The organism is Bacteriovorax sp. BSW11_IV, assembly GCF_000447755.1.
In the GTDB taxonomy this organism is placed as follows: domain Bacteria; phylum Bdellovibrionota; class Bacteriovoracia; order Bacteriovoracales; family Bacteriovoracaceae; genus BSW11-IV.
The window spans coordinates 74,515-100,560 of the sequence record NZ_AUNE01000058.1 but is presented as its reverse complement, the minus strand read 5'-3'; the positions used below and the strand labels follow the sequence as shown (position 1 = coordinate 100,560).

The window sequence follows — 26,046 nt, the reverse complement described above, 5'->3', positions numbered from 1 at the left end:
AAAATCATATCATTATTCTTGCTAGGGTCCTGGTCAAAAGCAATATCTGTTCGCCCCCCTTGAAGCCCAATTTTTAAGGCCCCAAGTCGGTAGCCGACACCCAGGTAGAGCATTTCTTGAACCCCATCTAAAGAGATTTCATCAGCAATGCCTGTTTCGAAGCGTACAAATTGACCAAATTTTTCTTTCGAATATCCTCCGTACACTAAAATAGGACCCGAAATCCGATAGCCGGCAACTGCTCCAAAGTAAAAAGAGTAGCTGTTAAGTACCCATTCACGAGACGTACGGACAGAACTCGTCGTTTGGATCTCTGAGGCGGGGACCTTTCCCGCACTGACAGCGATACTTGTACCTAGCTTGAATGAAAGGGAGAAATTTCCGAAATTAAAAGGGCGCAGTTTGATTCCTGCATACAATGGAAGATCAGGTCCAAAGCCAGTCTCAAAATCAAGCCCATCAAAAAGCCCTCTATTAAAATAGAATAATACACTTAGTGACTCTTTTACGTCGGGAGAATGGACAACTGGATCAGCTCTAAAATCCTCGGCCACTTGCAGCCTATAGGAGCGGGCCACTGAAACTCCGGCACTTGTCACGCCCATGCCCAAAGTCTCGCTGCGAGAATGAGTCAGGGGGTGCATCTTGCGATAGGAAGAGCACGAACATAAAAATGCTGCCAAGAATATTGATAAATATAATTTCTTAAGTCCCATATAAAAATAATACGTTAACCTGTGCAAGAATCAAGCTATTTTACTTTTTCTAATGACTGCCAGTGGTCACCATAATATAAGTGAGAAATGGACAATGTATCATTCTACTCTTTGACTCTTGGTCACTTAAAAGATCACTTCTTGCAAAATAATGTTAAGCCGTTTCATGCCCAAACGGTTTTCACTGAGATATATAAGAAACTCAATTTTAATTTCCAAAAATCAGACTTTGATACTCCATTAATCACAGATGCCCTGGGAGTATTTGACTTTAGTTTGCCCAAAATTGTCAGAGAGCAAAACGCAAAAGACGGAACAACGAAGTTTCTCTTAGAAATGAAAGATGGCCTAAAGGTCGAAACAGTTTTAATCCCATTTCACAAACGTTTTACTGTTTGCCTTTCTTCTCAAGTTGGCTGTGCTATGAATTGTAGCTTTTGTTACACAGGGACGCAGGGTCTTAAAAGAAATCTACTTGCCCAAGAGATCATTGGTCAATATCTCGTTGCGTGGCAGTGGCTGATACAAAATAGACCTGAAAAATCTGTGTGCCCAAATATCGTCTTTATGGGGCAAGGCGAACCTCTTCACAATTTTGATGAAGTAAAAAAGGCCATCGATATCATGCTCACAACTGAAGGTCTGCATCTAGGTCCGCGCCAAATTACTCTTTCGACAGCAGGATACTTACCAGGAATAGAAAGATTAAATGAGATGGCACGAGTCAATATTGCACTTTCACTTCACTCTCCTACCAATAGCGTTAGAAATGAATTGATCCCTTTAAATAGAAGTTACAATATTGAAACGGTCTTAAATGCGCTTGGAAAAATTCCCTTGTTAAAAAGACAATTTGTTAACTTTGAATACCTACTCATAAAAGATCTGAATAATTCTTCTGAGGATGCAGTGAAGCTTGCGACGCTGTTACAAGGTAAGAAGGCCATTGTTAATCTTATTCCCTTCAATGAATTTCCAGATTCTCCGTATAAAAGACCAAGTGTAGAATCTATTGATCGCTTTAAATTGATACTTGAAGAAAATGGAATTCCTACAACCGTTCGCACAACTAAAGGCGATGATATTCTGGCAGCCTGTGGTCAATTGAAAGTCTTAGACGAAATCACTCAAGCAAAAAAATTAAGAGACGAGAAAAACAAAAATAATTTGTGAAAACTTATTTCTATTTTCTGCGAAAAAAAATTGTCATTCGCACGGCCATAACTCAAAATATTTTTATCGGAAATAAATGAGGAGTTTATGAACACGGAAGTTAAGTCGGAGCTGCCAAAAATATCAATCTTTAATTTTGAAAGTTATCGAGATTTTCTCATTGCAGTAGGAATGCCGGACGGCCTTTATAGCCACACATCAAATAATCTTTTATCTTGGGCCAATCGCTTGGGATACAAATCACCGAGCTCTTTATCAATGGTTCTTAAGGGACAGCGCTTCCCTAGTTTTGATATGATTAACGCTTTATCCAAAGATCTTGATCTCAATTATAGAGAACGTGAGTATTTTGAATTACTCATTCAACTAGAGAAGGCCAAGAACAAAGGTAGAGACACATCTAAGATTCTAGAGAGAATCAAAGAAATCCCAATACCATCTGATACATTCACAATGTCTTTGAAGGAATTTTCAACGATTAGTGAATGGTACTATTTTGTTATCAAGCAACTTATTGAGACACCAGATTTTAGAAATGATGACGTTTGGATTTACAAGAAACTAAGAAAGAAAGTTCAAGTAAACCAAATACGCCAAGCAATAAATGATATGCTGGATATGGGGATCATTGCTCTAGATGAGTCAGGTAAATTGAGTGTAGTACGTCAAGGTTTGGTTACAAGTAACGATGTTCCATCACAAGCGATTAGAAAACATCACTACGGAATGTTAACAAGAGCGATGGAGGCCATCGATGAACAAAATGTTAACAAAAGACAAATCAGTTCCATGACATTGAAGATTAAAAAGGATACAATTCCTGAAGCAAAACAGGCCATCTTCAGTTTTTTAAAAGATTTTAATGAAAAATACTCTGCAATAGACTCAAATGATCTGTATCAGCTCAATTTACAGTTCTTTTCGCACACAAAAGAATTATCAGAATAGGTGGAAAATAAATGAAAGTTCTCATCGCTCTATTTTCTCTCTCAATTATGGCCAATGCCTTCGCTACAAAGGCGGCAGCAAGAAGATTGAATGTTCTTGAAAAAGCCTATTACAATAAGGAATTCTCTGAAAAACTTGCGGATCTACATGCAAGAGGAGGATCTGGAGATATCGTTGGTAATGGTGGAGGACTTGTAGAACAAAACTTTCAGTATGCTTATGATAAGGCCGCAGATCTTATTGATCACTGCTTAGTATACAAGAATTGCGATATCGATGCCGAAGATCTTTCAACTTTAGAAGAGATTAAACTGACAATTATCAGTAATTGGGGCAACAAAGAGAGACTAAAGTTCATTCCTGCACAATTTGAAGATTTCTTCAATGATGAAGGAGATTATGAAACAAGAATTGCTAAAACAGGATTTGATCCAAGCTTTCCAATTCTTATAAACTTAAATCTTGCCTACCGTAATGAAAGCTTTACTTATGACTTTGGCGCGATGATCGCTATTGTTATCCACGAAGTTGGGCATCAAATAGGTATTATTGATCATGGCTACCTTGATTTTTTAGGGCAAGCATTAAGACGTGAAACAATCGCTCAGCAAGACAATTTTGGAATTAAGATCGTAAACGGAAAATTTAATATTGCTGTTTTAAACTCAGGTGCAAATAAACTTTCAAAACCTGGTCTTTATGTTTCATTCAACAATAAAAGTATTCCATTACTTAATAAAGTTACAGAAGAAATTCATTGTCCTATCAACTCTGAATTGCTCGGATTCAACGTTGAAAATGGACATTTTTCAAAGCCCAATATCATTCTCCATAGAGTTTTACTTCAGTTCCAATCTTGGTTGACTTTCTTCTGTGAAAACAAAGAAACGAAGACTGTAAGATTTTTTCAAAGAGATATGAATATGGAATTCTACCTCTATCGCTCTGAATCAGATGATGATTTCGTACTGAATGACATGATTAGAGTCAAAATTTATTAAAAGAAGGTGGGTTTCCCACCTTTTTTTTTTCCTTTGTCGAAGTTAGTATATTTAAACAACAAAGGAAAAATCTATGAAAAAGCTACTTCTCATTTGCCTACTTTCTTCGAACGCCATGGCAACATTTACAAATGAATCTGAACTTAGTCTTGTGAACACTAGTGGAAATTCAAATGTTGAAAACTATATTGGTAAAACAAAATCTAAAATTGAATTAGAATCCAATTCATTTCAACTTGGTGGCCATTACACATACGGCACTGCTGACAAGAATTTAAGCGCAAGGGACTGGGATATTTTCGCTGGTGCTGATCATAAATTAAGTGAGAAAGTATCCCTCACATTTTTGGAACAAGTTGAAGGAAATAAATTTGCCGGAATAAAAATTCGCTATAATACAGACTTAGGTGCGAAGGTTTCATTATTTAAAACCGAAAAAAATAATATCGACTCAGAATTGGCCTATCGATATACAGTTGAAGAAAATACTCTTGATATTACTGATCACTTCAACAAAGCACTCTTAGCCCTTGGTCATACGTATGAACATAGCAAAGCTCTTAAAGTTGAATCAAGATTAGAATACGTTGCGAACTTCACAACTTCAGAGGATTGGGAAATGAAAGTTAAAACTTCCCTATACAATGCTATTAATTCGAGCTTTTCATTGAAATTATCTTATGAATGGGCAAAAGATAATTTACCTGTGACAGGAGCAACTCCTTATGACAGAAAGTTTACAACTGGTCTTATCGCGAAATTCTAGAAATAAAAAGTCCCACGAAAGTGGGACTATATCAAACTTAATAAAGAAAAAATCCCAAGCCCCAAAAGTATTATGCAAAGAACTTTGCTAATAATAGTCTCAATCTTTTTTAATTTTTTAATTATTCTTTCAGTTGTCACAATATAGACAAACAAACTCCAAACAACAAAGGCCTCAAAAAGTAAAACGGCCGAGTGCCCAAGAAGAACACTGGTTTTTACTCCATGTGTAATTAATCCCGTATAAAGACTAAAAATAAAAAGTGTCGCCTTAGGATTCAAAAGATTACACAAAAACCCCTGAGTAAATGCATCTCGACTAGAAAGGATTCTCAGAGAATCTTCTTCTGTTTGTTCTCCACTCCCCTTGCTTATTAATCCCATCACTCCAATGTAAATTAGATAAAGTGATCCAAGGGCCTTGATGAGAGAAAAAATGAAGGGAGAACTTTTAATGATAAGCGCAAGTCCAAATGAGGCAAAAGTAAAGTGACACGACAGCCCTACAACAATTCCAAGAACTGTGAGAAGTGATGCTTTTCTTCCGTAGGTCAAAATATTTCTTAAAAGCAAGGCCATGTCTGGCCCTGGACTCAGTTGTGCGAAAAACATAATAACGACTAAACTTGCAAGACTCATGTATTAAGAATTCCTTGGGTCAGTCTTTACAACAAACTCACGATCTTTATTATTGACCAAAAACTGTTTTAAATTTTTGTATCCAGTTAAATCCTGAAGCTCTCTAAACTCCATCCAATCAAGAAGTGAGTAAAGACAAATCGCTTTGAAGTTCCATTGGTCAAACTCATTTCCAGACGCAAGCTTATCAAGCTCAGCTAAAGTATCTACAATACGATTTTTTTGATTATTTATGAAAAGCTTGTCCTGACTGATATCAATATCTGATCTAACCAACATTAAAAGAAAAACTTGAGCATCATTACAAGCATCAATCATTGTAATAATATTCTCATCATGAATCGTTAAATTTTCTTTTTTATACTTATCGTTTAAGTAACGAAAAATGATTCGAGAATCGTAAACAGTTGTCTGCCCATCTACAAGAATTGGGATTTGTTTAATAGGTCCTAGGGCCGAGAGTTGCTCTCGCTGGTCTTTTTCATAGATATTCATGGCCACGAATTCGTAGTCGATATCCTCTAAAAAAATTCTATTGCGACGAACAAAGGGAGAAGGAATTGAACCATATAATTTCATTGGAAACCTCGGGTTTAGGAATGTTCTTCCATTCAAGCAAAAAAAGCTCCAAGAATCAATATCTTAGATAGTGTATTCTCTCGCTACCCAAGAGTTTGTTATTGTTTAAATTTCAGATATTTGCTATTGATTTGCCCTATGAATCATACATACAATCCAGAACTTCTCCTTCCCGTAGGCAATATGGAAATGTGCCAGGCCGCCGTACATAATGGGGCCGATGCCATTTACGTTGGTGTCCCTGGCTTCAATGCACGCGGACGTACAATTGATCACGACATAGACTCATTGCGAGAGATCATCGATTTTTGTCACCTGTACGGAGTGAAGGTCAATCTCGCGTTTAATATTCTTATTTTCGAAAATGAGCTTGAAAAGGCCATTGATGTTCTCAAAAAAATCATCCCTTTAAGACCTGATGCCTTCATTGTACAGGACCTCGGCCTTGTTAAAATCATCAAGGAACTATGTCCAGAGCAAGTCGTTCATGCATCGACACAAATGACTATTACAAATGGTGATGCCATCGATTTTGTAAAAGATCTCGACATCAAACGCTTCGTCCTTGGACGTGAAAACTCTCTAAAAGATATTAAAGAGATAAAATCGGCCACTGATAAAGAGCTAGAGGTTTTTGTTCATGGCGCCTTATGTGTTGCCTATTCAGGACAATGTTTTACTTCGGAATCAATTGGAGGACGTTCGGCCAACAGAGGTCAATGCGCCCAAAGTTGTCGCTTTGAATATGAGATGATCATTGATGGTGAGCCTAAAGACTTAGTAGACCAAAAATATCTTGTCTCGCCACAAGACCTATGTGGTATCAATGAAATCGATGAGCTAATGGAGCTTGGAATTGAAAGCTTCAAAGTTGAAGGAAGACTAAAGGCCCCTTCATTTGTTGCCACAGCGGCCAGGGCCTACAAAAATGCCATCACAAAAAATTATAAAAACAATTCTTTGAAAGATGATATTAATAAAATGGCCGTATCTTACTCTAGAGGATTCTTCTCGGGCTGGCTACACGGAGTTGATCATCAAAAGCTTGTAGACGGTACATTCAGTAGTAATCGTGGTTTAAAAATTGGGCAAGTCTTAAAAGTAAATAAAGGCTCTGTCGTCATTGGAAGTGATATTACGATTGAAAAAGGTGACGGTCTGTTATTTGCTCGATTTGAAAATGGTCTCAAAAAAGAATTTGGTTCAAAAGTCTACGATATTAAATCAGTTGATAATTCTAAAGTTGAGATTTTCTTGGCCAAAGAATTCAATCTTAAAAACTTAAAATACAAAGATGACATCTATTTAAATTATTCATCTTCATTAGATAAAGAAGCTCATCGAAGCTACAACTCTCGTGATTATTGGAAGAGAATTCCTGTTTCAATGACCCTTGATGCAGAAATTGGTAAAGCTTTATCTCTTACTGTTAGCGATGGACAAAACACTGTGACAATAAATTCTGACTATGTCACAGAAGAAGCTAAAAAAGAGCTTCAAATTGATCTCGTCAAAAAAACTCTCACAGGCCTTTCTCAAACGGCCTATGAATGTTCTGAATTTAAAGTTCTCACACTCGATAAGCATCCCTTTTTACCAAATAGCACTTTAAAAGATTTAAAGCAAAAATCCATTGAAGCACTAAATGCAAAAAGAACTGAACATGGTCGAGAATTAAAAGAAGTGTTACAGATAAAAAAATCATTTAACACGACAAAAGCTGAAAATCCTAAACTAACGATTCTATTAAGAGAACCACATCAAGTTGATGCGGTAAAAAGTTATTTTATCCAAAACCCTGAAGCACTAACAAGTCTCGAAGCGGTTATTTTAGACTTTGAATTTGCAAAGTTTTTTGCTGATGCCATCACTTCTTTGAGAGCTTTACCTATAACTATTGGTGTTGCTACAACACGAATCTTAAAGCCAAAAGAATATTACAATTTAAAAATTCTTATCAATCTTAATCCTGATTTTATTTTGGCAAGAAATTTAGGTTCAGTTCAATACTTAAAAGAAAATGCACCTCATATTAAAATTCATGGTGACTTCAGCTTGAACGTGTCCAACTCAATTACTGCAGACTACCTGCTCAATAAAGGGATTGAAAGATTTGTTCCTAGTTATGATTTAAATAGCGTCCAGCTATTTGATCTTCTCGATCACACTGATACTTCAAAAGTCGAAATCACCATCCACCAATATATGCCAAGCTTTCATATGGAACATTGTGTGTTTGCGGCCTTTTTAAGTAAGGGTTCTAGTTTTAAGGACTGCGGTCGCCCATGTGAAAAGCATAAAATGGAATTGAAAGATCAATTTGGAAATTCTCATTACATCAAAGTTGATACGGAATGTAGAAATACAATGTTCAATGCAAAGTCACAAAGTTCGAATGAATTGCTTGGAGATATGCTTGAAAAAGGTATTTCACATTACCGCTTTGAGGCCCTTCATGAAGAGGCTGAAGAGCTAACAAAGAAAATCAACGCCTATATTAAATTCTTCCAAGAAAAGTTAGATAAAGAAGGGCTGAATTACAGTGTTGGCTCTCTTGAAAAATACGGGCTTTCGTCTGGTCAAATATTAAAAAATGACCAATATAAAGATAGAAAACAAAAGTAATAATAAAGAAAGATTATATGAATAAAGCCTACATTATTCTCGCCTACACTTCATTGTTTGCCTTAAGTTTATTAGACAATGGAAGAGGGCCCGCCTACCCAGACATTTTGAAAGATTTTGCAATTGATGCGACTAAAGGCTCTCTCATTTTTTCGCTGGCAAGTTTTTCTGGACTGGCAATCAATTTAACAAGTGGAATATGGTTCAAGTCTCTTGGCGCCATCAAGGCCACATACCTATCTTTGATTTCACTGGCCTTAGGTGGGGCCGCCTATTATGTAAGTGGTGAGATGAATTCATTCTCTGTACTTATGATTGCTTCGGTTCTTTTAGGAATTGGGCTCTCACTTTGTACTATTACCATGAATATCTTAGTGGCCAGAGGATCAAATGACCAAAATAGAAGACAACTTTTTGCTGGTTTGCACTCTGTTTATGGCGTTACTTCTTTTATAGCACCTTATTTACTTAATGGATTTATTCTTCTTTCAATGGGATGGAAAGAATACTTTCTCGCAAGTGCACTTATTGTTATCTTAGTTTTATTATTTAATATTTTAAAGAAACCGCAAGATTTGCATATTGATAATTACAGAGAAAGCTCATTCAAAGCGAGTAAAAAAGATATTTTCCTTTTTGGAATATTTTTTGGAATGTATGTAAGCTCAGAGCTGATTATTTCATCTAGGCTTTCACTTATAATGGAATCGGTCTATTCATATTCAAAACTAGATTCTGCGAAGGCCTTATCTCTATTTTTTATTTTTTTAGCTGGTGGTCGGCTCTTTTTTAGTTTTGTTAAAATTCCTTTTAAAGCAGTTAATCTGCTAAAACTCTCTATTGTAGGATCTTTAATCCTATTAGGTCTTGGGGTTTTTATACACCCATTATTCTTATCAGGACTAGGAATAACGATGAGCTACTTCTTCCCTGTGGCCTTAGAGTTTTTAAGTTCAATTTTTCAAGAAAATACAGATAGGATGACCACATATATTATGACGGCCATAAGTATTTCATTAAGTATCAATCACTATCTATTTGGTGTGATCTCTGCTCATTTCGGGACATTGTCTGGATTGTGGTTAGTACTTGTCTTTCAAATACTCTGCTTCATTTTACTTTTTATAATGAAAGGCCCACAAAAAGTGGGCCAATAAAAATTTATGAAACGTGGGCGATGAAGTTTCCTTCTAGCCCATTTGAATCCACAAGTTCAATTCGTAGTGGCTGGAATAGACTTTGGAAATAGGCCTTCTTATAATCAAAGTACATCATTGCGGCCTCTGAATTAATTCTAAATCCATTCAAATGTTTCTTGGCAGAATATTTAAAGTGAATTTCATTCTCTTTCTCTTCAAATGGCATCAAACTGAAATCACCATTCAAGTAACGGCAGTACTTGTCTGGAAATCTAATTTGATCAAAAGGATTATTTTTCAATCCTACAATTTGTTTTTTCAGTTTTTCAAGATAGGGAACATTGGCAAGATCATCTTCACTAATGATGATCCCTTGGCCTTTTATTTCTTCCATTAAATCTTGAACAAAATAAAAAGATAATTGGTGATCTAAATTAACGAAGTAATCTTCATCAATTTTAAATTTCTTTTTAAGAATATTCGAATATTCATCAGCTCCAACCTTTTTAGAAAGTGCATCGAGAAGTGGCAGAAAATCTCTAACTTTCATTCCGGCATTATTCGAATAACGAGCAGAAAGCTGAAACTTCCCTACTCTTCGATTGCTTGTTACCTGCGAAAAACCGAACTGCTCAATATAACCAGTTCCAATAGTCTCCATGGCAATTCCACAAATTTCACAAAAACGCATCCAGTGATATGAACTTAATATCAAATCAGCGCTCTCAACCTTACTCACAGTCCCCTGAGAAATTTTCAACATCTCAGAAATATCTGTCTGGGTGAGGTTGTTCATTTTTCGAGCACAGCGAATGACCCTAGCGGCCCGTTTCGCGGCTTCCCTTTCTTCTGGCAGCATTTTTATTCTCCTTGAAATCCGACTTCGTCACTAAAATCGATTTATTCCCACTAAAATAAATTTACACCAGTTTTAAAACTTTTTCTAAGAATAATTAACTTTTCTTAATCTTAATATTTCCTTAAATTATAAAATATTGATTTTACAGACACAATAAGGTGGTCAGCATGAATTTTCATGCTGATTAGAATAATTAAACAGGGGAAAAAATCGCAGTTTTAATTTAGACAGGCATTATGAAATTGCTCTTACCTAATTTTATGGCAATAGCGATCAGAATTATTCCAAAAATCTTTCTTAAAACCATCGTTCCCGATTTTCCGATAACCTCGGCAATCTTTCCAGATAGCTTCAAAACGATATAAACGATAATCAAATTGACGATAACACCCACGATAATATTATTTCTCTCATATTCTGCGCGAAGAGAAATTAATGTTGTCATTGTTCCCGCACCGGCCAGAAGTGGAAAAGCAAGAGGGACGATTGTCGATTTTGTAGACCTCTCCTCTTCAGGTTCTGATTTGAAAATTTCAATATTCAAAACCATCTCTAAACCTAATAAGAACATAATCAGTGCACCTGCAACAGCAAACGACTCCACATCTACTCCAAAGAGAGATAAAATAGAACTTCCAATGAAAAGAAAGGCGAACATGATAATTCCGGCCACAATCGTTGCTTTACCAGATTCGATCTCACCTTCTTTTTTTCTCAAATCAATAATGATAGGAATAGCTCCCAAAATATCGATGACTGAAAATAAAATAAGTGTGACTGAGAATACTTCTTTTAAGCTAAGTCCAAACATAAAATCCTCTTGTGCCTACTCTTTCTTTAATAACTCAACCTCAAGATAAAACCAAGTCAAACCTTCATTAGTATGTAATGAAAACTTAGGTTCAACAAACATTCACAGTTGAGTAAAATTCATTACCTATGGCCAAAAAGTGTCCAATTCTTAATGCACTCTGCAGTCATATTGACACCTAAATTTAGAAACAAGATGCAAGTCCTCATTTTCTTCCCACTAAAATTGGCATTTGTTTTGCTCTAAACTTTGCAGGTAACGGTTTTGTTCAATTAACAAACGGAGAGAATATGAAGAAATTAATTTTAGGACTTTCACTTTTAGCAACAGCATCTGCAATGGCCGCAACTCAAGGCACATTGACTCTAAGAGGTGTTATTCAACAAGTTCTTTCAATCGAAGTTACTGCAGAAGCAGGAGCAAGCAACCTTGACCTTAGTGCTGATACAAACAACTACAAGGTGGCCACAGTTAAAGAAATTTCAAATTCAAGAACTGGTTATAAAGTGAAAATCGAATCGCAAAACAAAGGTAAGCTAGTTCACCAAGACGGTGCCAATATTTCTAATGTTGCCTACACTCTTAAGTACGGTAATACAGCTGTAAACCTAGGTTCAGCGCAGGATATCTCACAAAACCAAGCTGGAAGTTACAACGATTCAAAAGATGTAACTATTTCTTATAGCGGAGATAGCCAAAATCAATTAGTTGCAGGTCAATATTCAGATACAGTGCAATTTACGATCATGGCAAACTAGGACATTTTAAGAATTTTAAAGTTACATTCAAAAAATACCGAAAGGCCAACTGATGAAGTTGGCCTTTTTATTTTCCTTATTCTCTTTTTCAATCATGGCCGCGAACAACTCGAGTTTGCAGCTTAGAGGCGTTGTTCAAAAAAGCTTTTCTACCACAATTAAAGAAACAAATTCAGAACACACGAACTACACAATCGAATCATTTATCAATAATGATCAAAAGGTAAAAATTTTTATTTCAAAAAAAGATGAAAAATTTGTTCATTTAAAAGACGTTGCTCTTCTCAAAAATAAAAAAATCCAAACAATCTCTCCGAAAAAAAATGGTCGTTCACTACCATCTCACGTTACAATCAATATAATGAATAATTAATACTCTGCTACTTCAAAATAACTAAGAAGTTCGCTACACTATTATCAATAGAGACCAAGGATGGAACTCGATGAGACATATATTTGCCCTATTCATAACACTAATTTCAATCAACACATATGCCTTTAAACTCTCTCCTATGTCTATAACCTTAGATAAAGATTCTGAGTTCAAAGGAACAATCCAAGTACAAAATGAAAGTTCAGAACCTCTTGCCATAGAAATCTCAATGGCAAAAAGAGTCATGGATACAAAAGGAAGTGAAACTCATCCCGAAGCAAACTCATTGTTTGAAATATATCCAGCTCAAATCATCCTGACGCCAAAACAAAAGCGTAGTATTCGTGTAACATGGAAAGGTGACAAAAAAATAGAATCAGAACAGGCCTTTAGATTAATTGCAGAACAACTTCCGATTGAAATTGATGGTAAAAAGAAAGCTGGGATCAAACTTTTATTAAAATATATTGCCGCCATTTATGTTACTGGTGATGATAATAAATCTGATATTCAAACGGCCATCATCGCTCAAAAAGAAAATAAGCTTTCAATTAAAATTGATAACAAGGGAACAAAACATCAGATTCTAAAAGATGCTGAAATCATACTATATAGTGGAAAAAATGAGTTTAAAATCAAAACTGAAGAATTGAAGAATCTTGCAGGAGAAAACATCCTGGCAAAAAACACAAGAGAATTTGAAATAAAGATTCCAACCACAAATAAGATAGAAAAAATACGTTTAAAATTTAATGATTAAAGAAGTTAGTACTCTACTTTTATTGGCCACAAGTTCTCAAGCATTTGCTCAGACAAATGAAGAGCTTCTTTTTCAAAAAGTTTTTGGAAAGAAGAAAGCACCAAAATCCATAGAGGTTCCGAGTTACTTTGAAGGTTTATACGTTGGCGATATCAAAGTCACTATTGCCAATGAAAAAGTTCAACGTGTCAGTACGGAAAAAATAAAAAAAATTTTATTCAATCTCATAAGTCAAGAGATTATGGCCACGCTCTCGGATGAAGAGAATATTTCTGTAGAAAGCTTAAAACAAAAGGGAATCCTTCTTCGCTATCTTCCTGAAGAATTTAAGCTCATTATTACAGTTGATGTAAATATTCGAAGACCTGAAGAATTAAGTTTAGATGCTGGAATACCTCTATGGGCCGAACAGGCGATGAGACCGCAGAACCATTCAGGAATAATAAATTATGATATCACTTACGATATCGCAAATAATGAAAAGTCATCCACATCAAAAATCAGGGCAGACTTAAATCCCTCATATAATTTTCGTTCAACGACATTAGAAAGTTTTCATTTCTATGAGAGCGAGGATAAAAAGTGGAAAAGATCTGATACGCGTTTTATATGGAATGAACCAAAAAATACACAGTCTATTACTGTTGGAGATTTAAACTATGGAGTTATTGGTTATCAAAGCTACCGAACTCTCCTAGGTATTAATTGGAATCGCAACTTTTCATTAAATCCTTACAAAACAAATACTCCTGATGAAAAAGAAGTTATTTTTCTCGATGAGCGATCTCTCGTTAAAATTTATATCAATGGAAGGCTGATTCGTGCTTCATTTTTCAATGCAGGTAAACATATTCTTAATGGTCTCCCGTTAGAAACAGGGATTAATGACGTTCGAGTAGAAGTAAAAGGTAATTCAGGTAAAGAGCAAGTTTATAATTTCACAAAAACGTCATCCACAGAACTTTTATCTGAAGGACTTATCGATTACAACTTAGCTGTAGGGATTCCAAGCGATGATACGACAGAGAATAAGAAGTATCTCAAAGACGAAGGAGTTACAACATCCTTTTACTATGGAAAAGGGATTAAAAATAATCTGACAGCAAAAGGTTATACTCAATTTGATAAAAAACAATATCTCGCAGGAGTGCAAGGTCTCTATTCTCATTCCTTAGGTATCTTTTCGTTATCGAGCGCAACAAGCTATATTAAAGAGAATAAAAACAAAGGACTTGCCCTTAAACTTAACTACGAGAAGTCTACAAACTATTCACAAAAAAAGACTAATTATCGTTTTGTCTTTGGATCTGAATACCTATCTAAAGAGTTTGCCCCTTTTGGAACTTTATTAGCAACAAATAATATTAGTAATATTTTCTCAACTGGTATGAACTTTTCTTTTCCAAGTTCAAGTTCTATTGGCGTTAATTTTAGCTATGGCCTAACACGCGAAGATTCTTTAAACGACAAATTTCAAACCAGTATTTCTTTCGCAACAAGAATCACAAGAAGTCTGAATTTCAATTCATTCTATATGAGAGAGAAAAATGAATTTAACAATTGGGCCACAACAATTTATGCCTTTCTAACTTATAGTATTCCAGAGTCGAATCAATACCTCTCCAGCTACTATGACTACCCAAGTGAAACGAAGAGAGTGACTTGGAGTAAAACGAATTCAGAACAAGTGAACTCACTAAATAGTGATATTTCAATATCTGACAACAATCAAGAAAGCGATGTAGAAGCACGTTTTGAATATAGATCATCAATTGCTAATATGAAGGTTTCTCATAGACATAGAAAAAACAATGACAAAAGCGAAAGTGATTTAACAAAGCTAAACCTTAAAGGCTCAATGTTATTTACTAAAAAAGGAATTCATGTTGCTCCTCCCGTCGATGGAAGTTTTGCAATCGTTTCTCCTAACAAATACCTAAAAGGGCAAAAGATTGGCGTGAGATCAACTTCAGGCTTCAATGAGGGAGAAAACCTATTTGGAAATGATATTGTTATCACAAATTTGACTCCTTATAACTATAGGCTCCTAACCCTAGATACTTCAAATCTCACTCCTGGCCATACGATTAAAAAAGAGCAAATTGCTCTCTATCCTAAATATAAGTCGGGGCATTTGATTGAGGTTGGAGAACCTGGACAAGCTGTACTAGAAGGAAAAATAGTGAACAAGGGCACTCCTTATAAATTAAAGACAGGTGCTCTCATCAATATCAATACAGAAGAAAGTTTTTACTTTTTCACTGGTACTCGTGGACAATTTCTTGTGGAAGGAATAACTGCAGGAACATACGAAATGACGATTTCTGGATATAATAAGAAAATACCAGTTAAAATTAATGCGGATCAAACTGGTAGTATTAATCTAGGTCAAATTGATATCAAATAAGGAATTTGCTTTATGAAGTGGACACTAATTGCACTATCTCTTACGACAAATGCTTTTGCTGCAAATTGTGACTATAGCTTTTCGTTATCTAATATTTCAATTGATTGGAGTAAAAAAGATAGCATTGTTCCAGTTAACATCAACGTCAATCAAGGAAGTGTTAGAAATTGTAACCGCTATTTCCTTACATTTTCTAAAGGAACAGCAAATTCCTATGATAGAAAAATGTCAAATACCTATTCTGGTCACCTACTCTATAATATATACTCTGATTCTAGTGCAACAAAAGTACTTAAAGATAAGTCTGATATTATAAATTCAAACGACTATCTGGCAAATAGCTTCAAGCATGGTTACGCAACTTCGACTTTTCACACAAAGCTTCTCGTACCGACTGATACAAATGCTCCCCTCATCAGAGGAGGACTTTACCAAGACACTGTCGTTGTTTCTTTATATGATAAAAGACCGAGTCAATCACATACTCTTCAAGGGCAAAAAACCTTTGTTGTTCAAACCTATGTTCCAAAAATCGTCGACATCTCTCTTGTGGATGTCGGAGCGCCGTTTGATATAAATGATACTTCTCAAACACTCGACTTTGGAGAACTTGAAACAGGAGAAGAAAGAAGCTTTGACTTGAGAGTTCAGGCGAACGCAGGTTATGCCATATTCTTTGACTCACAAAATAAAGGAAAAATGGTCAACGCCTCAGGTGACAAAGTCAACTATACACTTACAGTGGATAGTGCAACGAAGTCTCTTACAAATGCAAATTCCAATGCTGCTTCCGGCACTGGTGTTACTGTGCCTGGTGGAAAGGCCCATAGAGTTACTGTTAAAATAGGAAATGTGAATGGACAAAAATATGGCCAATACGCGGACTATATCACAGTAACTGCTATGACGACTGAGTAATTAGTAGTTTACTTTTTTTAGAATACCGTCTGTAGTAAGAATTGAAATGACACCTGGAATAGTAAAGTCCCATTTCGGTTGGTCACCGCTTACCTTTTCTGGGTAGTTCAACTTGTAAATATAGTCACCGATGTTTTTTTTAGATTCTTTACTTATAATCACAGCGCGAATAATACCAACAGGCATTGATGTTCCTGCCATTCCGGAATTATAGACAAGAAGCTCCACTCTATCATTAATAGCTTTCTTTTCAAGAAAAGTGGGATCTCCCCCTGAGCTTTGCACTTCAATCTTCAAATCTTTCTCTACAAGAAAGAAAGAATTTTTCTCTTTTTGAATCGTCATTGCAAATGCAGAAGAACTTAATAAAGAAACAAAGACAACTAATTTAAACATTGAACCTAATTCCTTGGTCTAAAATCATTATACGCAAACGACCATGCCACATTTTGTAAAAACAAGTGTCTTGGGTTTGTCTTTTTAGGAGCAATTCCATTTACTTCAATATTTCTGGCCTGCATACTTGGCGTTGACCAATCAGGTGAAACATAATTCGTATGGTAGTGCCAAACGTCATCAAATACACTACTCGGTGTAAAATTAGACTTATCATAATTAACAAAGGCCTCAACAGCATATCTTACGTGTTTATTCTTATTTGGATCAGACTTTAAGACTCGAGACCAGTTCGGATCGTTAGCATTGTACATTGAAAATTGCCAAGGTTGTAATACAACATCCAGCTCGTTTGCATCTCTATAAATAGAGCGAGAATTAGCATACTCTTTTCTATTTTGAATAACCTTCATGACCATCATCATCTCTTCAATAGGAGGGGCCAGGATTCCTGCCTCTCCTTGCGCAGTCATCGTCATTGCAAGAAATGACTGCTCTTGAGGAGATAGTTTAGTATACATATTTGAAAATGCTTTTTTACGATCAATACAAGGCGCCTTCTGTTTTGATTGTGGCGAGCATTTCACAATTGCATCTTCAATTACGGCCGCTCTCAGCGACTGATAACACATCATTAAATCATCAACCGTTTTAACCATGACTACAGAGTAGAGAGATTCACAACCTTTGCGAGACTTAGATAAAGCAGCGATATCCTCTTCTTTAACGTTCTCATCTTCAACCTCTTCATCATTTGCCAAAAGAATTGGAGGACGCAAATCTCGATCCTGAAGTTTAATCTCACGTTCTTCACGCCCACATTCTTTAGAAACAGGTCCGCTCAAAATATTATCAAGCCCTTTTTGCACTTCATGGGTTGATGGAATTGTGTTGGGACTAAGTCCTAACTCTTTACGAACCTCTTCAAATTCAAGAGGTGGCTTAATTCCAAATGAGCGCTGAGGGGTATTTCCCGACTGTTGCTGGCAAGCACTCAGGACTAGCAAAGGGGCAAGTCCAAATAAAATAAAATTTAGGTACTTCATGGTCTCTCCTAACTCTCTAATTTATCGGAATTTAAGAAATAAACATAAAAGAATTGGACTTAATTGCTCCGAAAAGTGTGAATATGTGCGCTTTATTGCTTTTTAAAGTTTACAAACCCTCATGAAATTTAATACTTAGGGCCATTAAAAGGAATCAACAAAATGCTACTTCTCGCCCTCTTATCTCTAAGTTCACATGCCAACTTTAATATGCAAAACGTATCATCTTCTGATGAAAAATCTCTGTGTGAGATTGATAACAGAGAAGTTTCACAAAATATGGCAGTGGCCAGAATGCTAGAAAATGAGAAATCATACTCACCTTGTACGGCCACCCTCATTGGCAAAAGATGTCTCATAACGGCCGGACATTGCAAACCTTCTAAAAACAACTGGATTACAGAATTTAACACTCCACTTTCAAGCCCTGTGACAGGAAAACTCATCCACAGCAACAAAGAAGATATCTATGATCTAGATAAAATATATGGTGTGCTTGATGCCTATGTTGGAAAAGACTGGCTGGTGTACTCAGTAAAGGCCAACTCTTATACAAATAAGCTTCCAGGAGAACTATATTCACCCTACTCAATCTCATTCGAGCTACCTGAAGTAGGAATTGAATTGCAAATTACTGGCTATGGAACAGACTCAGAAAAACGATACAACAATGCTCAACAAGAATCTTTTGGGCCATTGATCCAGGTAGAAAACGCCCGAACGACTTTGATTTACAGAGTAGATACAACAGGTGGAAATTCTGGTTCTGCTATTGTGAATGCTACAACCAATGAAATTATCGGCATACACTCTCATGGTGGTTGTATTGGAGAATATGCCGGAAATAAAGGGACTTTGATAACTGGAAATGATGACCTTATTAAGGCCATCAACCAATGTCTTACTGATGACCAGTAAGCTTTAAAAAGACAAAAAGAGTTCTTTGATTTTTGCTGAAGTTATTATCACTCACGAGAACAACTGTGCGCTCACCTGTGGCCAAAGTTGGTCCAAAAGTCAGACCTTCAATATTGTCCAATCTTTTCATCTCTCCAGTTAACTTTCCTTCAAGTGGGGCCATATCAAAAACAAGCTTTTTCTTTGCTATTTTAATTTTCTTTTTCTTCAAATTTTTTAGAGAATCAACCTTAGAAACATCTTGTGCTTCAGTGAGATCAACCTCAAAAATTTTAATAACGTTTTGGTTTAAATTTTCAATATAGGCCCTTTCTAAAACGAGAATTTTATTTGAAGAAAGCGCAAGGATATCAACGACTCCATTATTACCTTTGTCTTTTTTTCCTTTGCGTGGAAAAGCCGACGCCATATAGACAAATTCATTTTCTAATTCACCATTTTTATATCTAAAAATTCTAACAGGTCCTGATATATGAGTAAGTTCACTGCCATCTTGCAGAAGTGGCTCCTCACTAACAGTGAAAAGATACTGACCATCTTCTGTGGCCGCTAATGATTCAAGACTCAAATTGTAGCGAATTCCCGACTTATCTGTTGGAAGTAATTTAGGAGAAATTGGCCAATTTTTTACAAATTTTCCAGATAAAGTATATTCGGTAATACTTGGTCCCACCTTTGGATCTTTGCGCGGGTCACCTTCTGAACTAATAAGAATATTTTCATTGGCCAGTTTTGCGATTCCTTCAAAATCCACATCACCATCAGCAAAGCTTTTGCCATTTTCATTTTTTAATTCAATCCAGTTTTTTGGTACAACCGTAAATTTATTATCACTCTCAGTAATCTGAAGAACATAATATCTTGGCACACCATGCTTACCACGGTCATCACTAACGGCAACATAAACGTCATTATGTAATTTCGTAATACCTGATAGGCCTCCTAGAAGTACTCCATGGAGTTTATTATCAGAAGAGATACTAAGATCACTAATATACTCAAGTTTTAATTGTGCTAGAGTTGAAAACGAAAGAAAGAAAACAAGAAAAGATAGAAACTTCACTGATAAACCTTTATTAAAAAACTAAACCATATAATGACTTTAATAATAATAGAACTAGGACGAAATTAAAAACATATTGCACAAGGCGATGATTGCCTTTAAGGACAACTCCACTGCCCAAGTGATTTCCAGTGAGTGAAGCGAGAATAGCAATGGCGGCCACTTTCCATAGGATCATTCCTTTAAAAAGAAAAAAGAGAAAGGCCGAAACATTACTTGTAAAGTTGATTACTCTCGCATTTGGGCTCGCTTCAACCATAGACATATTTAAAAAGAAAACCATCGCAATAATTAAAAATGTCCCAGTACCTGGACCAAAAAAACCATCATAACAACCGATAACGAGACCAATCAGAAGTGTTCGAAGAATTAATGAATTGGTTGGAATTTCTTTACGATCAGCAACAATTTTACTCTTAAAATAATTCAAGGTGATAATTATAGGCACCACAATAATTAAGAGATAAACCATTTTATCATTATCGAGAACAGTACTTAAGCGTGCACCAATTAAAGAGCCAAGAAACCCCGTACCAATACCGTAGATCATAAGTTTAAAATCAACGACACCATTTTTGATATAGCGAAAAATTGAAAGTGTCCCACCAGTCGTACTGACACACTTATTGGTTCCCAAGATAAATTCTGCGGGAACACCTAAGGCCATATAAGTAGGCACAGTTATCAATCCTCCTCCACCGGCAATTGAGTCCACAAAGCCCGCAAAGGCCACAAGAGCAAAGAGGAAAAAATACTGAATAAGGGTTAAATCCATACATATAAATTAAGGGATTTCTGTGATAAAGTCTTTTAAAAAAGGGACCGCTTCTATAAATCAATAGAGGTCATTTATAACTATGAAAAATAATCAAACTCGCCGTACTTTTACTCTAGAAGATTTACAAGATTATGCCTTCTCACGCGGCGGAGAATGTCTCGCAAAGGAATTTATCAACTCCACGACGCTCTATCTTTGGAAATGTAAGAATGGACATAAGTGGAAAGAGACGGCCTTAAAAGTTCTTGGTAAGAAAAGTGAAAAAGGTTCATGGTGCCCTAAATGTGCAGAACAGAAATCTTCGCTTTCGCTAAGTCTAGATGATCTCGATTAATCGCCTGAAGTGGAATAGATAACAGAATTTTCCAATTGTATAGAATCGAAAACCGTGAGCCACGGATGCTTTGACCAAATTAAATTATTACTGCCGCGACCCCTACAAACTATACGAAAATTTCTATTTTTGGATATCTCTTGGAGTTGATTAAGGCTGTGATTGACATGTGTCATATCACCATATTCATACATAAAGTAAAGATCAGCCGCTGGCATAATAAAATTAGGACAACTTAAATCCTGTTGTTCCATCTTGCACAGAGAAAGATCAAAAGTTTCAAAAAGGCGGTTACCTTCCTGCACTCTTTGCTCTACATATTCTAGACCTCTAAATTCAATGCCCTGATCGTAAGCATGACAAACAAGTCCTAATCGGCCATGTCCAGCCCCTAAGTCGACAACCACATCGCCCTGCTTAGGACTGGCCACCTCAATAATATTAGCAAATTCACCGTATGGAGTTTGTAGTTGCTCAGGGCATAATCCAATATAAGTCTGTACTCCATCATGACTGTTGCGACCCCATGTTCTAACAGAGCCATCTGGCCATTTTTCACGTGCAATTTCTGTCATTTGTTCTTCGATATCACAGGCATTTGAATCCAAAATTAGATCAATTAACTGCGAATGCATCTGAATTTGTGCATAGTCGCTATGCTGGAATGTAAAATTGGAGAAATCTTTGATAAAGGACTTTACTTCAGAATGGTTTGTGCACTTTGTCTCATAAAAACTCTGAAGAGTTTCTAGAGTATCGATATTAGAAGGTTTCATTTTTGTCCTTTCGATCAAACTAGCATATAGTTACTTTTAGTGCAAATTTACAAGATTTATTGGATAGGATGAAGACCCCATGAAACACATGAATTTAGGACAAAAAAGAACACAACAACTTGATAGAAACGAGATGAAAAATGTATTAGCTGTCGCTCGTGGTGATCAAGAGTGTGATCTTCTTATTACAAATGTAAAAATCCTCGATCTAGTCAACGGTGGTGTCTTTGATTCTGCAATTGCCATTTCAGGTAAAACAATTGCAGGAATTGGACTTGAATATCTTACTCAAAAATCAAAACGCACTATAGATGCAAAGGGCGCTGTTGCAGTTCCGGGCTTTATTGATGGACACCTTCATATTGAATCATCTTTAATGCATCCATTTGAGTTTGAACGTCTTACTCTACCACTTGGAACAACAACTGCTATTTGTGATCCTCATGAGATCACTAATGTTCTAGGAGATAAAGGATTTAGTTGGTTTTTAAGATGTAGTGAAAAAATGAACCAAAATCTCTTTGTTCAAGTAAGTTCTTGTGTCCCTGCCCTGCCAGGTTTTGAGACAAATGGAGGGGAATTTAAACTAGAAAATATGAAAGAATATAAGGCGCACCCAAACACATTGGGACTTGCCGAGATGATGAACTTTCCGGGTGTCATTTTTGGAAATGATGAAGTCCTCGATAAAATCGAAGAGTTCGAAGATATGAACCTTGATGGTCACTGCCCTCTGCTTAGAGGTAAAGAACTCAATGCCTACATTGCAGCAGGTATTCAAAACTGTCACGAGACAGTGACAAAAGAAGAAGGATTTGAAAAATTACAGAAAGGGATGAGCCTAATAATTAGAGAAGGCTCTGTTGCTAAAAATTTAGGAACGCTAGCACCGCTAGTAACTGAATTTAATTCAAATCAGTGCTTTTTATGCACAGATGATCGCAATCCATTTGAAATGGCCCACGAAGGTCATATCAACTATATGATTAAGAAAATGATTAATGAGCTGAATATTCCAGTTCATGTTGCCTATAGATTATCTTCGTTTTCAGCGGCAAAACATTTTGGTCTAAAAAGACTCGGCCTAATTGCTCCGGGAAAACAAGCGGATATCGTTCTTCTAAAAGATCTAAAGTCTGTCGAGATTGATGATGTCTTCATTGGCGGAAAACTCGTAAGTGAACTTCCCTTGAAAGAAGAACTTGATGACAAACTCCTTGCCTCTTGCCCACCTAACGAAAATACAATGAATCGTAAGAGTTTAACCAAAGAAGACATTAATTATAATTTTGAAAATGGTGCTCACTACAATGTCATTGAAATTGTAAAAGATGAAATTATCACGAATCATTTGAAGATCGAATTTAAAGATGAAAAATTTCAAGAAGATGATATTAAAAAAATAATAGTCGTTGAACGTTATGGAAAAAACAGACCTGTCGCCCATGGTCTCGTCAAAGGCAGTGGCCTAACGAGTGGTGCAATCGCATCGAGCGTGGCCCACGACTCTCACAATATTATTGTTATCGGTGATAATGAAGATGATATGATCATGGCCGCGAACTCTCTAATTGAATGTGGTGGTGGTTTTTGCGTTGTTGAAAATCAAAAACTTCTTTCAAGACTTGAACTTCCAATTGCAGGACTTATTAGTCTTGAGTCGGGGGATTTCATAGCGGACAAAATCTCTCATCTAAAGGTTGCCTGTAATAAGATCGGAATTATTCTTTCTGAACCATTTATTCAAATGGCCTTTTTGGCCTTACCAGTGATTCCTACGCTCAAAATTACAGATCAAGGTCTAGTGGATGTAACGACTTTCAAAGTCATTTCTCTAAAGGCCGATTAAGTATTTCCCCTTCCTGAAAACTCTATTATAATTTTTTAATAAATTCAGGGAGGGATTTTTATGAAACAACTCATGACACTTGTCATGTTGCTTACGGTGCATGCAACTCTTGCTGCAAATTGGAGCAACACTTCAATTAGTTTTCTTCGCGGAAACAATTTCAAACTCGGAACACAAAGTAAAACAGAAGTAACACTAGAGCATGCCTCTGCCTATAATTATGGCGACAACTTCTTCTGGTTTGATATTACTGATCCACAAAACAGCAGTGGTGAAAATAAGACAGAAATTTACGGAGAATGGTCTCCTCGCTTTTCACTAGGAAAGATATTTGGTTTCTATGACGACAATCGTTTTATTAAAGATGTTTTGCAAAGTAACACTATTGAATGGGGGCGAAACACATACAATACAGCAATCAATGCAAGACTTTTTGGTATCGGTTTTGATCTGAACATTCCTTATTTTAAATTTTTCCAAATTAACTTTTACCTAAGAGATACTCTCAATAAATCAGGAACATCGTTCCAAACAACAGCGGCCTATCTATTACCTTTTTCATTTTCTGAAAAATTCCAACTCTCATGGGGAGGATATTTTGATCATGTAATTGGCGATGAAGGAAGTGAGAGTGACAACACTCTTGGACAAGGACACTTCCAATCAGGTCAACAGCTTCTCTTAGATGTTGGAAACTTATGGAATAGTGCAAATACTATTTTTATGGGTTTTGAATATCAATATTGGAACAGAAAATATGGAATCAAAGGTGGCCCAGTGGAAAATAACTTAAAGTATATGGCCAAATGGGTTTTCTAATTTTGTAATAGGCCTTCGCTGTGAAGGCCTTTTTTATAGCTCTTGTGTTACTCTCTCTAATAACTCTTTCGCTCTATAACTGCCAATACCATAATCTTTTTGAGCAATATCATTTAATAAATCGATCATTTCTTCGTCAAAGAGCTCAACATCTCTTAGTGCACTTGAATTTTCAAATTTTGAAATCGCAGCGTTTTTTGCTCTTTCTGTGATTTTTTTCATTAACATTTCAGGATTATGATAAGTGAGATATATATTCTCATAGTAATCACCATTCAACGTTAGATTCATTCTGTTATAAACACACGCTAACAATCTTGGCAAATTTCTATCAGAAGGTCTTAGCATGACATCTTCTCTGAGTTCATCCAACTCTTGGGCCGATAAATCTTCACTAGAACCTGAACAATAAAGATTTGCTCCTTCATGAGAAAATCTTTGAGAAAATGTATCGTCATTAATCAGTTCAATTTCTCGCTCTATACAAGATTGATTTTCAGTCCCACATTTACTTTTAATTAGAGAAACTGCTTCATAAAATTTAAGACCATTAAAAAGACCAGTCTTGATTTTTCGGTAGTGGTAATTAATCGACTTGATCGCAGTTTTTTGAATAAGTTTTTCAACTTGCAATCTTGATAATGAAGGAATCAATGATTTCACATTAGCAATCATGCCTGACACGAGAGGTGTTGCCCCACTTGTAGCACCAAAGAGAACCTTCTCTCCTTTGCCATCAAGTGATGCCAAATATTCATCAGCAGGGGCCATGATCGTCAACTGTTCAGATTCTTGTGAGTATATTGTTTGCTGTCCAAACGGCGAATATGAACCCACTTTTATAACAGGCGCCTCTCTTTCAAAAACGGCCATTTCATTAGGATAATCATTACCGGCGGCCAATACCCAAATGATTCCCATATCATCAATTTCTGTTGCCAGATCTTTAATTAGATCTCCACTCCAACCTACTGAATTAGAAATAATCATGGGCTTCACTTCAAGACGTTTTAGAGATGATACGGCTCCAAAATAAAATACAGAAGGCGAAACTTTCGCCAGTTGCACATAATCCACAATTTCACTGACACCCATATGACCGTGACCATTAATATTATTGGCCACACTCGTTCCGTGATGGGCGGTAATTCTGCGACGTCCATTCATGCCAAAATCTACAGGAATATCTAATGTTCGATTTACAAATTGTTCTTCAAATCCAACATCAAAGATAGCAAAAGCAATGCGCTTAAGATCATCGCGATTACGCATTTTCTTTTTCACAAGGTCTGCACCAATATATTCTTGCGCCCAAAAAGGAGACAATCTCATACCTTCAACTTCTAATACTTGTCTGTCTTCATTTCTACCATCTGCATATGTCATTGCACTTTGAAGAAGTAAAAAAGAGATTAATAAGTGCTTCATCTGAGCTCCTTTTGCTAGTCTTAAAAAAATACACTTATTAAAGAAAAATCTCTTATAAATGTGAAAAAAATGCACCCGTGTACAGTGAAGTGACAGTCGTAATTACAGATAGTTAAGAATTTTAGCTAAATAAAGTTGCCTCTCACAACTTGGATCTCTAACATTCTA

Annotated in this window: 26 protein-coding genes; 15 read left to right on the top strand and 11 right to left on the bottom strand. The window is 36.1% G+C overall.

Annotation, left to right across the window (positions count from 1 at the left end; all coding sequences use genetic code 11):
- Positions 1-605 (bottom strand): hypothetical protein (locus M899_RS17065; protein WP_155897254.1); only part of this gene is annotated, 605 nt, incomplete at its 3' end.
- A gap of 198 nt (positions 606-803) precedes the next feature.
- Here M899_RS17065 and rlmN point away from each other — a divergent pair.
- The 4 genes from rlmN to M899_RS17045 all read left to right on the top strand — a co-directional run bounded on the left by rlmN (position 804) and on the right by M899_RS17045 (position 4,604).
- Positions 804-1,889 carry a 23S rRNA (adenine(2503)-C(2))-methyltransferase RlmN gene (gene rlmN / locus M899_RS17060; RefSeq protein WP_021272682.1) on the top strand — a complete coding sequence of 362 codons (1,086 nt, stop codon included), beginning with the start codon at positions 804-806 and terminating at the stop codon, positions 1,887-1,889.
- Between the two features lie 87 nt (positions 1,890-1,976).
- Positions 1,977-2,837, top strand: a complete 861-nt coding sequence (locus M899_RS17055) for a DUF4423 domain-containing protein (protein ID WP_021272738.1) — start codon at positions 1,977-1,979, stop codon at positions 2,835-2,837.
- Positions 2,838-2,848: 11 nt separating this feature from the next.
- Positions 2,849-3,838, top strand: a complete 990-nt coding sequence (locus tag M899_RS17050) for a hypothetical protein (RefSeq protein WP_021272680.1) — start codon at positions 2,849-2,851, stop codon at positions 3,836-3,838.
- Positions 3,839-3,911: 73 nt separating this feature from the next.
- Positions 3,912-4,604: a DUF481 domain-containing protein gene (locus M899_RS17045; protein ID WP_021272668.1), complete on the top strand. Its 693-nt coding sequence runs from the start codon at positions 3,912-3,914 to the stop codon at positions 4,602-4,604.
- 26 nt (positions 4,605-4,630) lie between these two features.
- Here the strand turns inward: M899_RS17045 and M899_RS17040 are convergent, their stop codons facing one another.
- Positions 4,631-5,242: a LysE family translocator gene (locus M899_RS17040; RefSeq protein WP_021272660.1), complete on the bottom strand. Its 612-nt coding sequence runs from the start codon at positions 5,240-5,242 to the stop codon at positions 4,631-4,633.
- Positions 5,243-5,245: 3 nt separating this feature from the next.
- Positions 5,246-5,821, bottom strand: coding sequence for a glutathione S-transferase family protein (locus M899_RS17035; protein WP_021272692.1), 576 nt, complete (start codon positions 5,819-5,821; stop codon positions 5,246-5,248).
- 138 nt (positions 5,822-5,959) lie between these two features.
- Here M899_RS17035 and M899_RS17030 point away from each other — a divergent pair, with 138 nt between their 5' ends.
- Both M899_RS17030 and M899_RS17025 read left to right on the top strand, forming a co-directional pair.
- The gene (locus M899_RS17030; RefSeq protein WP_021272714.1) at positions 5,960-8,446 is read left to right on the top strand and encodes a U32 family peptidase; all 2,487 of its coding nucleotides are present in this window, start codon (positions 5,960-5,962) and stop codon (positions 8,444-8,446) included.
- 17 nt (positions 8,447-8,463) lie between these two features.
- The gene (locus tag M899_RS17025) at positions 8,464-9,603 is read left to right on the top strand and encodes an MFS transporter (RefSeq protein ID WP_021272720.1); all 1,140 of its coding nucleotides are present in this window, start codon (positions 8,464-8,466) and stop codon (positions 9,601-9,603) included.
- Positions 9,604-9,607: 4 nt separating this feature from the next.
- Here M899_RS17025 and M899_RS17020 read toward each other — a convergent pair whose 3' ends face one another.
- Both M899_RS17020 and M899_RS17015 read right to left on the bottom strand, forming a co-directional pair.
- On the bottom strand, positions 9,608-10,444 hold the full coding sequence (locus M899_RS17020) for a helix-turn-helix domain-containing protein (protein WP_021272695.1): 837 nt from the start codon (positions 10,442-10,444) through the stop codon (positions 9,608-9,610).
- A 223-nt stretch (positions 10,445-10,667) separates the two neighbouring features.
- Entirely contained in the window at positions 10,668-11,255 is a 588-nt protein-coding gene (locus M899_RS17015; protein ID WP_021272702.1) for a MarC family protein, read from the bottom strand.
- A gap of 290 nt (positions 11,256-11,545) precedes the next feature.
- Between M899_RS17015 and M899_RS17010 the strand changes: the two genes are divergently transcribed.
- From M899_RS17010 to M899_RS16990, 5 genes are all read left to right on the top strand, one after another.
- The gene (locus tag M899_RS17010; RefSeq protein WP_021272733.1) at positions 11,546-12,013 is read left to right on the top strand and encodes a hypothetical protein; all 468 of its coding nucleotides are present in this window, start codon (positions 11,546-11,548) and stop codon (positions 12,011-12,013) included.
- A gap of 94 nt (positions 12,014-12,107) precedes the next feature.
- Complete coding sequence (locus tag M899_RS17005) at positions 12,108-12,386, top strand: hypothetical protein (RefSeq protein ID WP_155897253.1); 279 nt, start codon at positions 12,108-12,110, stop codon at positions 12,384-12,386.
- 70 nt (positions 12,387-12,456) lie between these two features.
- Complete coding sequence (locus M899_RS17000; protein ID WP_021272716.1) at positions 12,457-13,146, top strand: fimbria/pilus periplasmic chaperone; 690 nt, start codon at positions 12,457-12,459, stop codon at positions 13,144-13,146.
- A complete protein-coding gene (locus M899_RS16995) occupies positions 13,139-15,553 on the top strand; it encodes a fimbria/pilus outer membrane usher protein (RefSeq protein WP_021272705.1) in 2,415 nt (804 codons plus the stop codon). Before M899_RS17000 ends, M899_RS16995 begins: the two co-directional genes overlap by 8 nt.
- Before the next feature lie 12 nt (positions 15,554-15,565).
- The gene (locus M899_RS16990; RefSeq protein WP_021272707.1) at positions 15,566-16,471 is read left to right on the top strand and encodes a spore coat protein U domain-containing protein; all 906 of its coding nucleotides are present in this window, start codon (positions 15,566-15,568) and stop codon (positions 16,469-16,471) included.
- Here the strand turns inward: M899_RS16990 and M899_RS16985 are convergent, their stop codons facing one another.
- Complete coding sequence (locus M899_RS16985; protein WP_021272690.1) at positions 16,472-16,867, bottom strand: hypothetical protein; 396 nt, start codon at positions 16,865-16,867, stop codon at positions 16,472-16,474.
- 5 nt (positions 16,868-16,872) lie between these two features.
- The gene (locus M899_RS16980; protein ID WP_021272685.1) at positions 16,873-17,913 is read right to left on the bottom strand and encodes a cell wall hydrolase; all 1,041 of its coding nucleotides are present in this window, start codon (positions 17,911-17,913) and stop codon (positions 16,873-16,875) included.
- Between the two features lie 162 nt (positions 17,914-18,075).
- On the opposite strand from M899_RS16980, the gene M899_RS16975 reads away from it, so the two are divergent.
- A complete protein-coding gene (locus M899_RS16975) occupies positions 18,076-18,831 on the top strand; it encodes a trypsin-like serine peptidase (protein WP_021272650.1) in 756 nt (251 codons plus the stop codon).
- Here M899_RS16975 and M899_RS16970 read toward each other — a convergent pair.
- Positions 18,815-19,894 carry an esterase-like activity of phytase family protein gene (locus tag M899_RS16970; protein ID WP_021272659.1) on the bottom strand — a complete coding sequence of 360 codons (1,080 nt, stop codon included), beginning with the start codon at positions 19,892-19,894 and terminating at the stop codon, positions 18,815-18,817. The two genes, M899_RS16975 and M899_RS16970, sit on opposite strands and share 17 nt — an antisense overlap.
- Positions 19,895-19,907: 13 nt before the next feature.
- Entirely contained in the window at positions 19,908-20,669 is a 762-nt protein-coding gene (locus M899_RS16965) for a sulfite exporter TauE/SafE family protein (RefSeq protein WP_021272666.1), read from the bottom strand.
- Positions 20,670-20,751: 82 nt separating this feature from the next.
- On the opposite strand from M899_RS16965, the gene M899_RS16960 reads away from it, so the two are divergent.
- Positions 20,752-21,006, top strand: coding sequence for a zinc-ribbon domain-containing protein (locus tag M899_RS16960; protein WP_021272696.1), 255 nt, complete (start codon positions 20,752-20,754; stop codon positions 21,004-21,006).
- Here the strand turns inward: M899_RS16960 and M899_RS16955 are convergent.
- Positions 21,003-21,782, bottom strand: a complete 780-nt coding sequence (locus tag M899_RS16955) for a hypothetical protein (RefSeq protein WP_021272717.1) — start codon at positions 21,780-21,782, stop codon at positions 21,003-21,005. The two genes, M899_RS16960 and M899_RS16955, sit on opposite strands and share 4 nt — an antisense overlap.
- Positions 21,783-21,870: 88 nt before the next feature.
- On the opposite strand from M899_RS16955, the gene adeD reads away from it, so the two are divergent.
- Entirely contained in the window at positions 21,871-23,631 is a 1,761-nt protein-coding gene (adeD, locus tag M899_RS16950) for an adenine deaminase (RefSeq protein ID WP_034730222.1), read from the top strand.
- 60 nt (positions 23,632-23,691) lie between these two features.
- On the top strand, positions 23,692-24,450 hold the full coding sequence (locus tag M899_RS16945; protein WP_021272701.1) for a nucleoside-specific channel-forming protein Tsx: 759 nt from the start codon (positions 23,692-23,694) through the stop codon (positions 24,448-24,450).
- Between the two features lie 33 nt (positions 24,451-24,483).
- On the opposite strand, the gene M899_RS16940 is transcribed toward M899_RS16945, so the two are convergent.
- On the bottom strand, positions 24,484-25,878 hold the full coding sequence (locus tag M899_RS16940) for a S8/S53 family peptidase (RefSeq protein ID WP_021272744.1): 1,395 nt from the start codon (positions 25,876-25,878) through the stop codon (positions 24,484-24,486).
- Between the last annotated feature and the right edge of the window lie 168 nt (positions 25,879-26,046).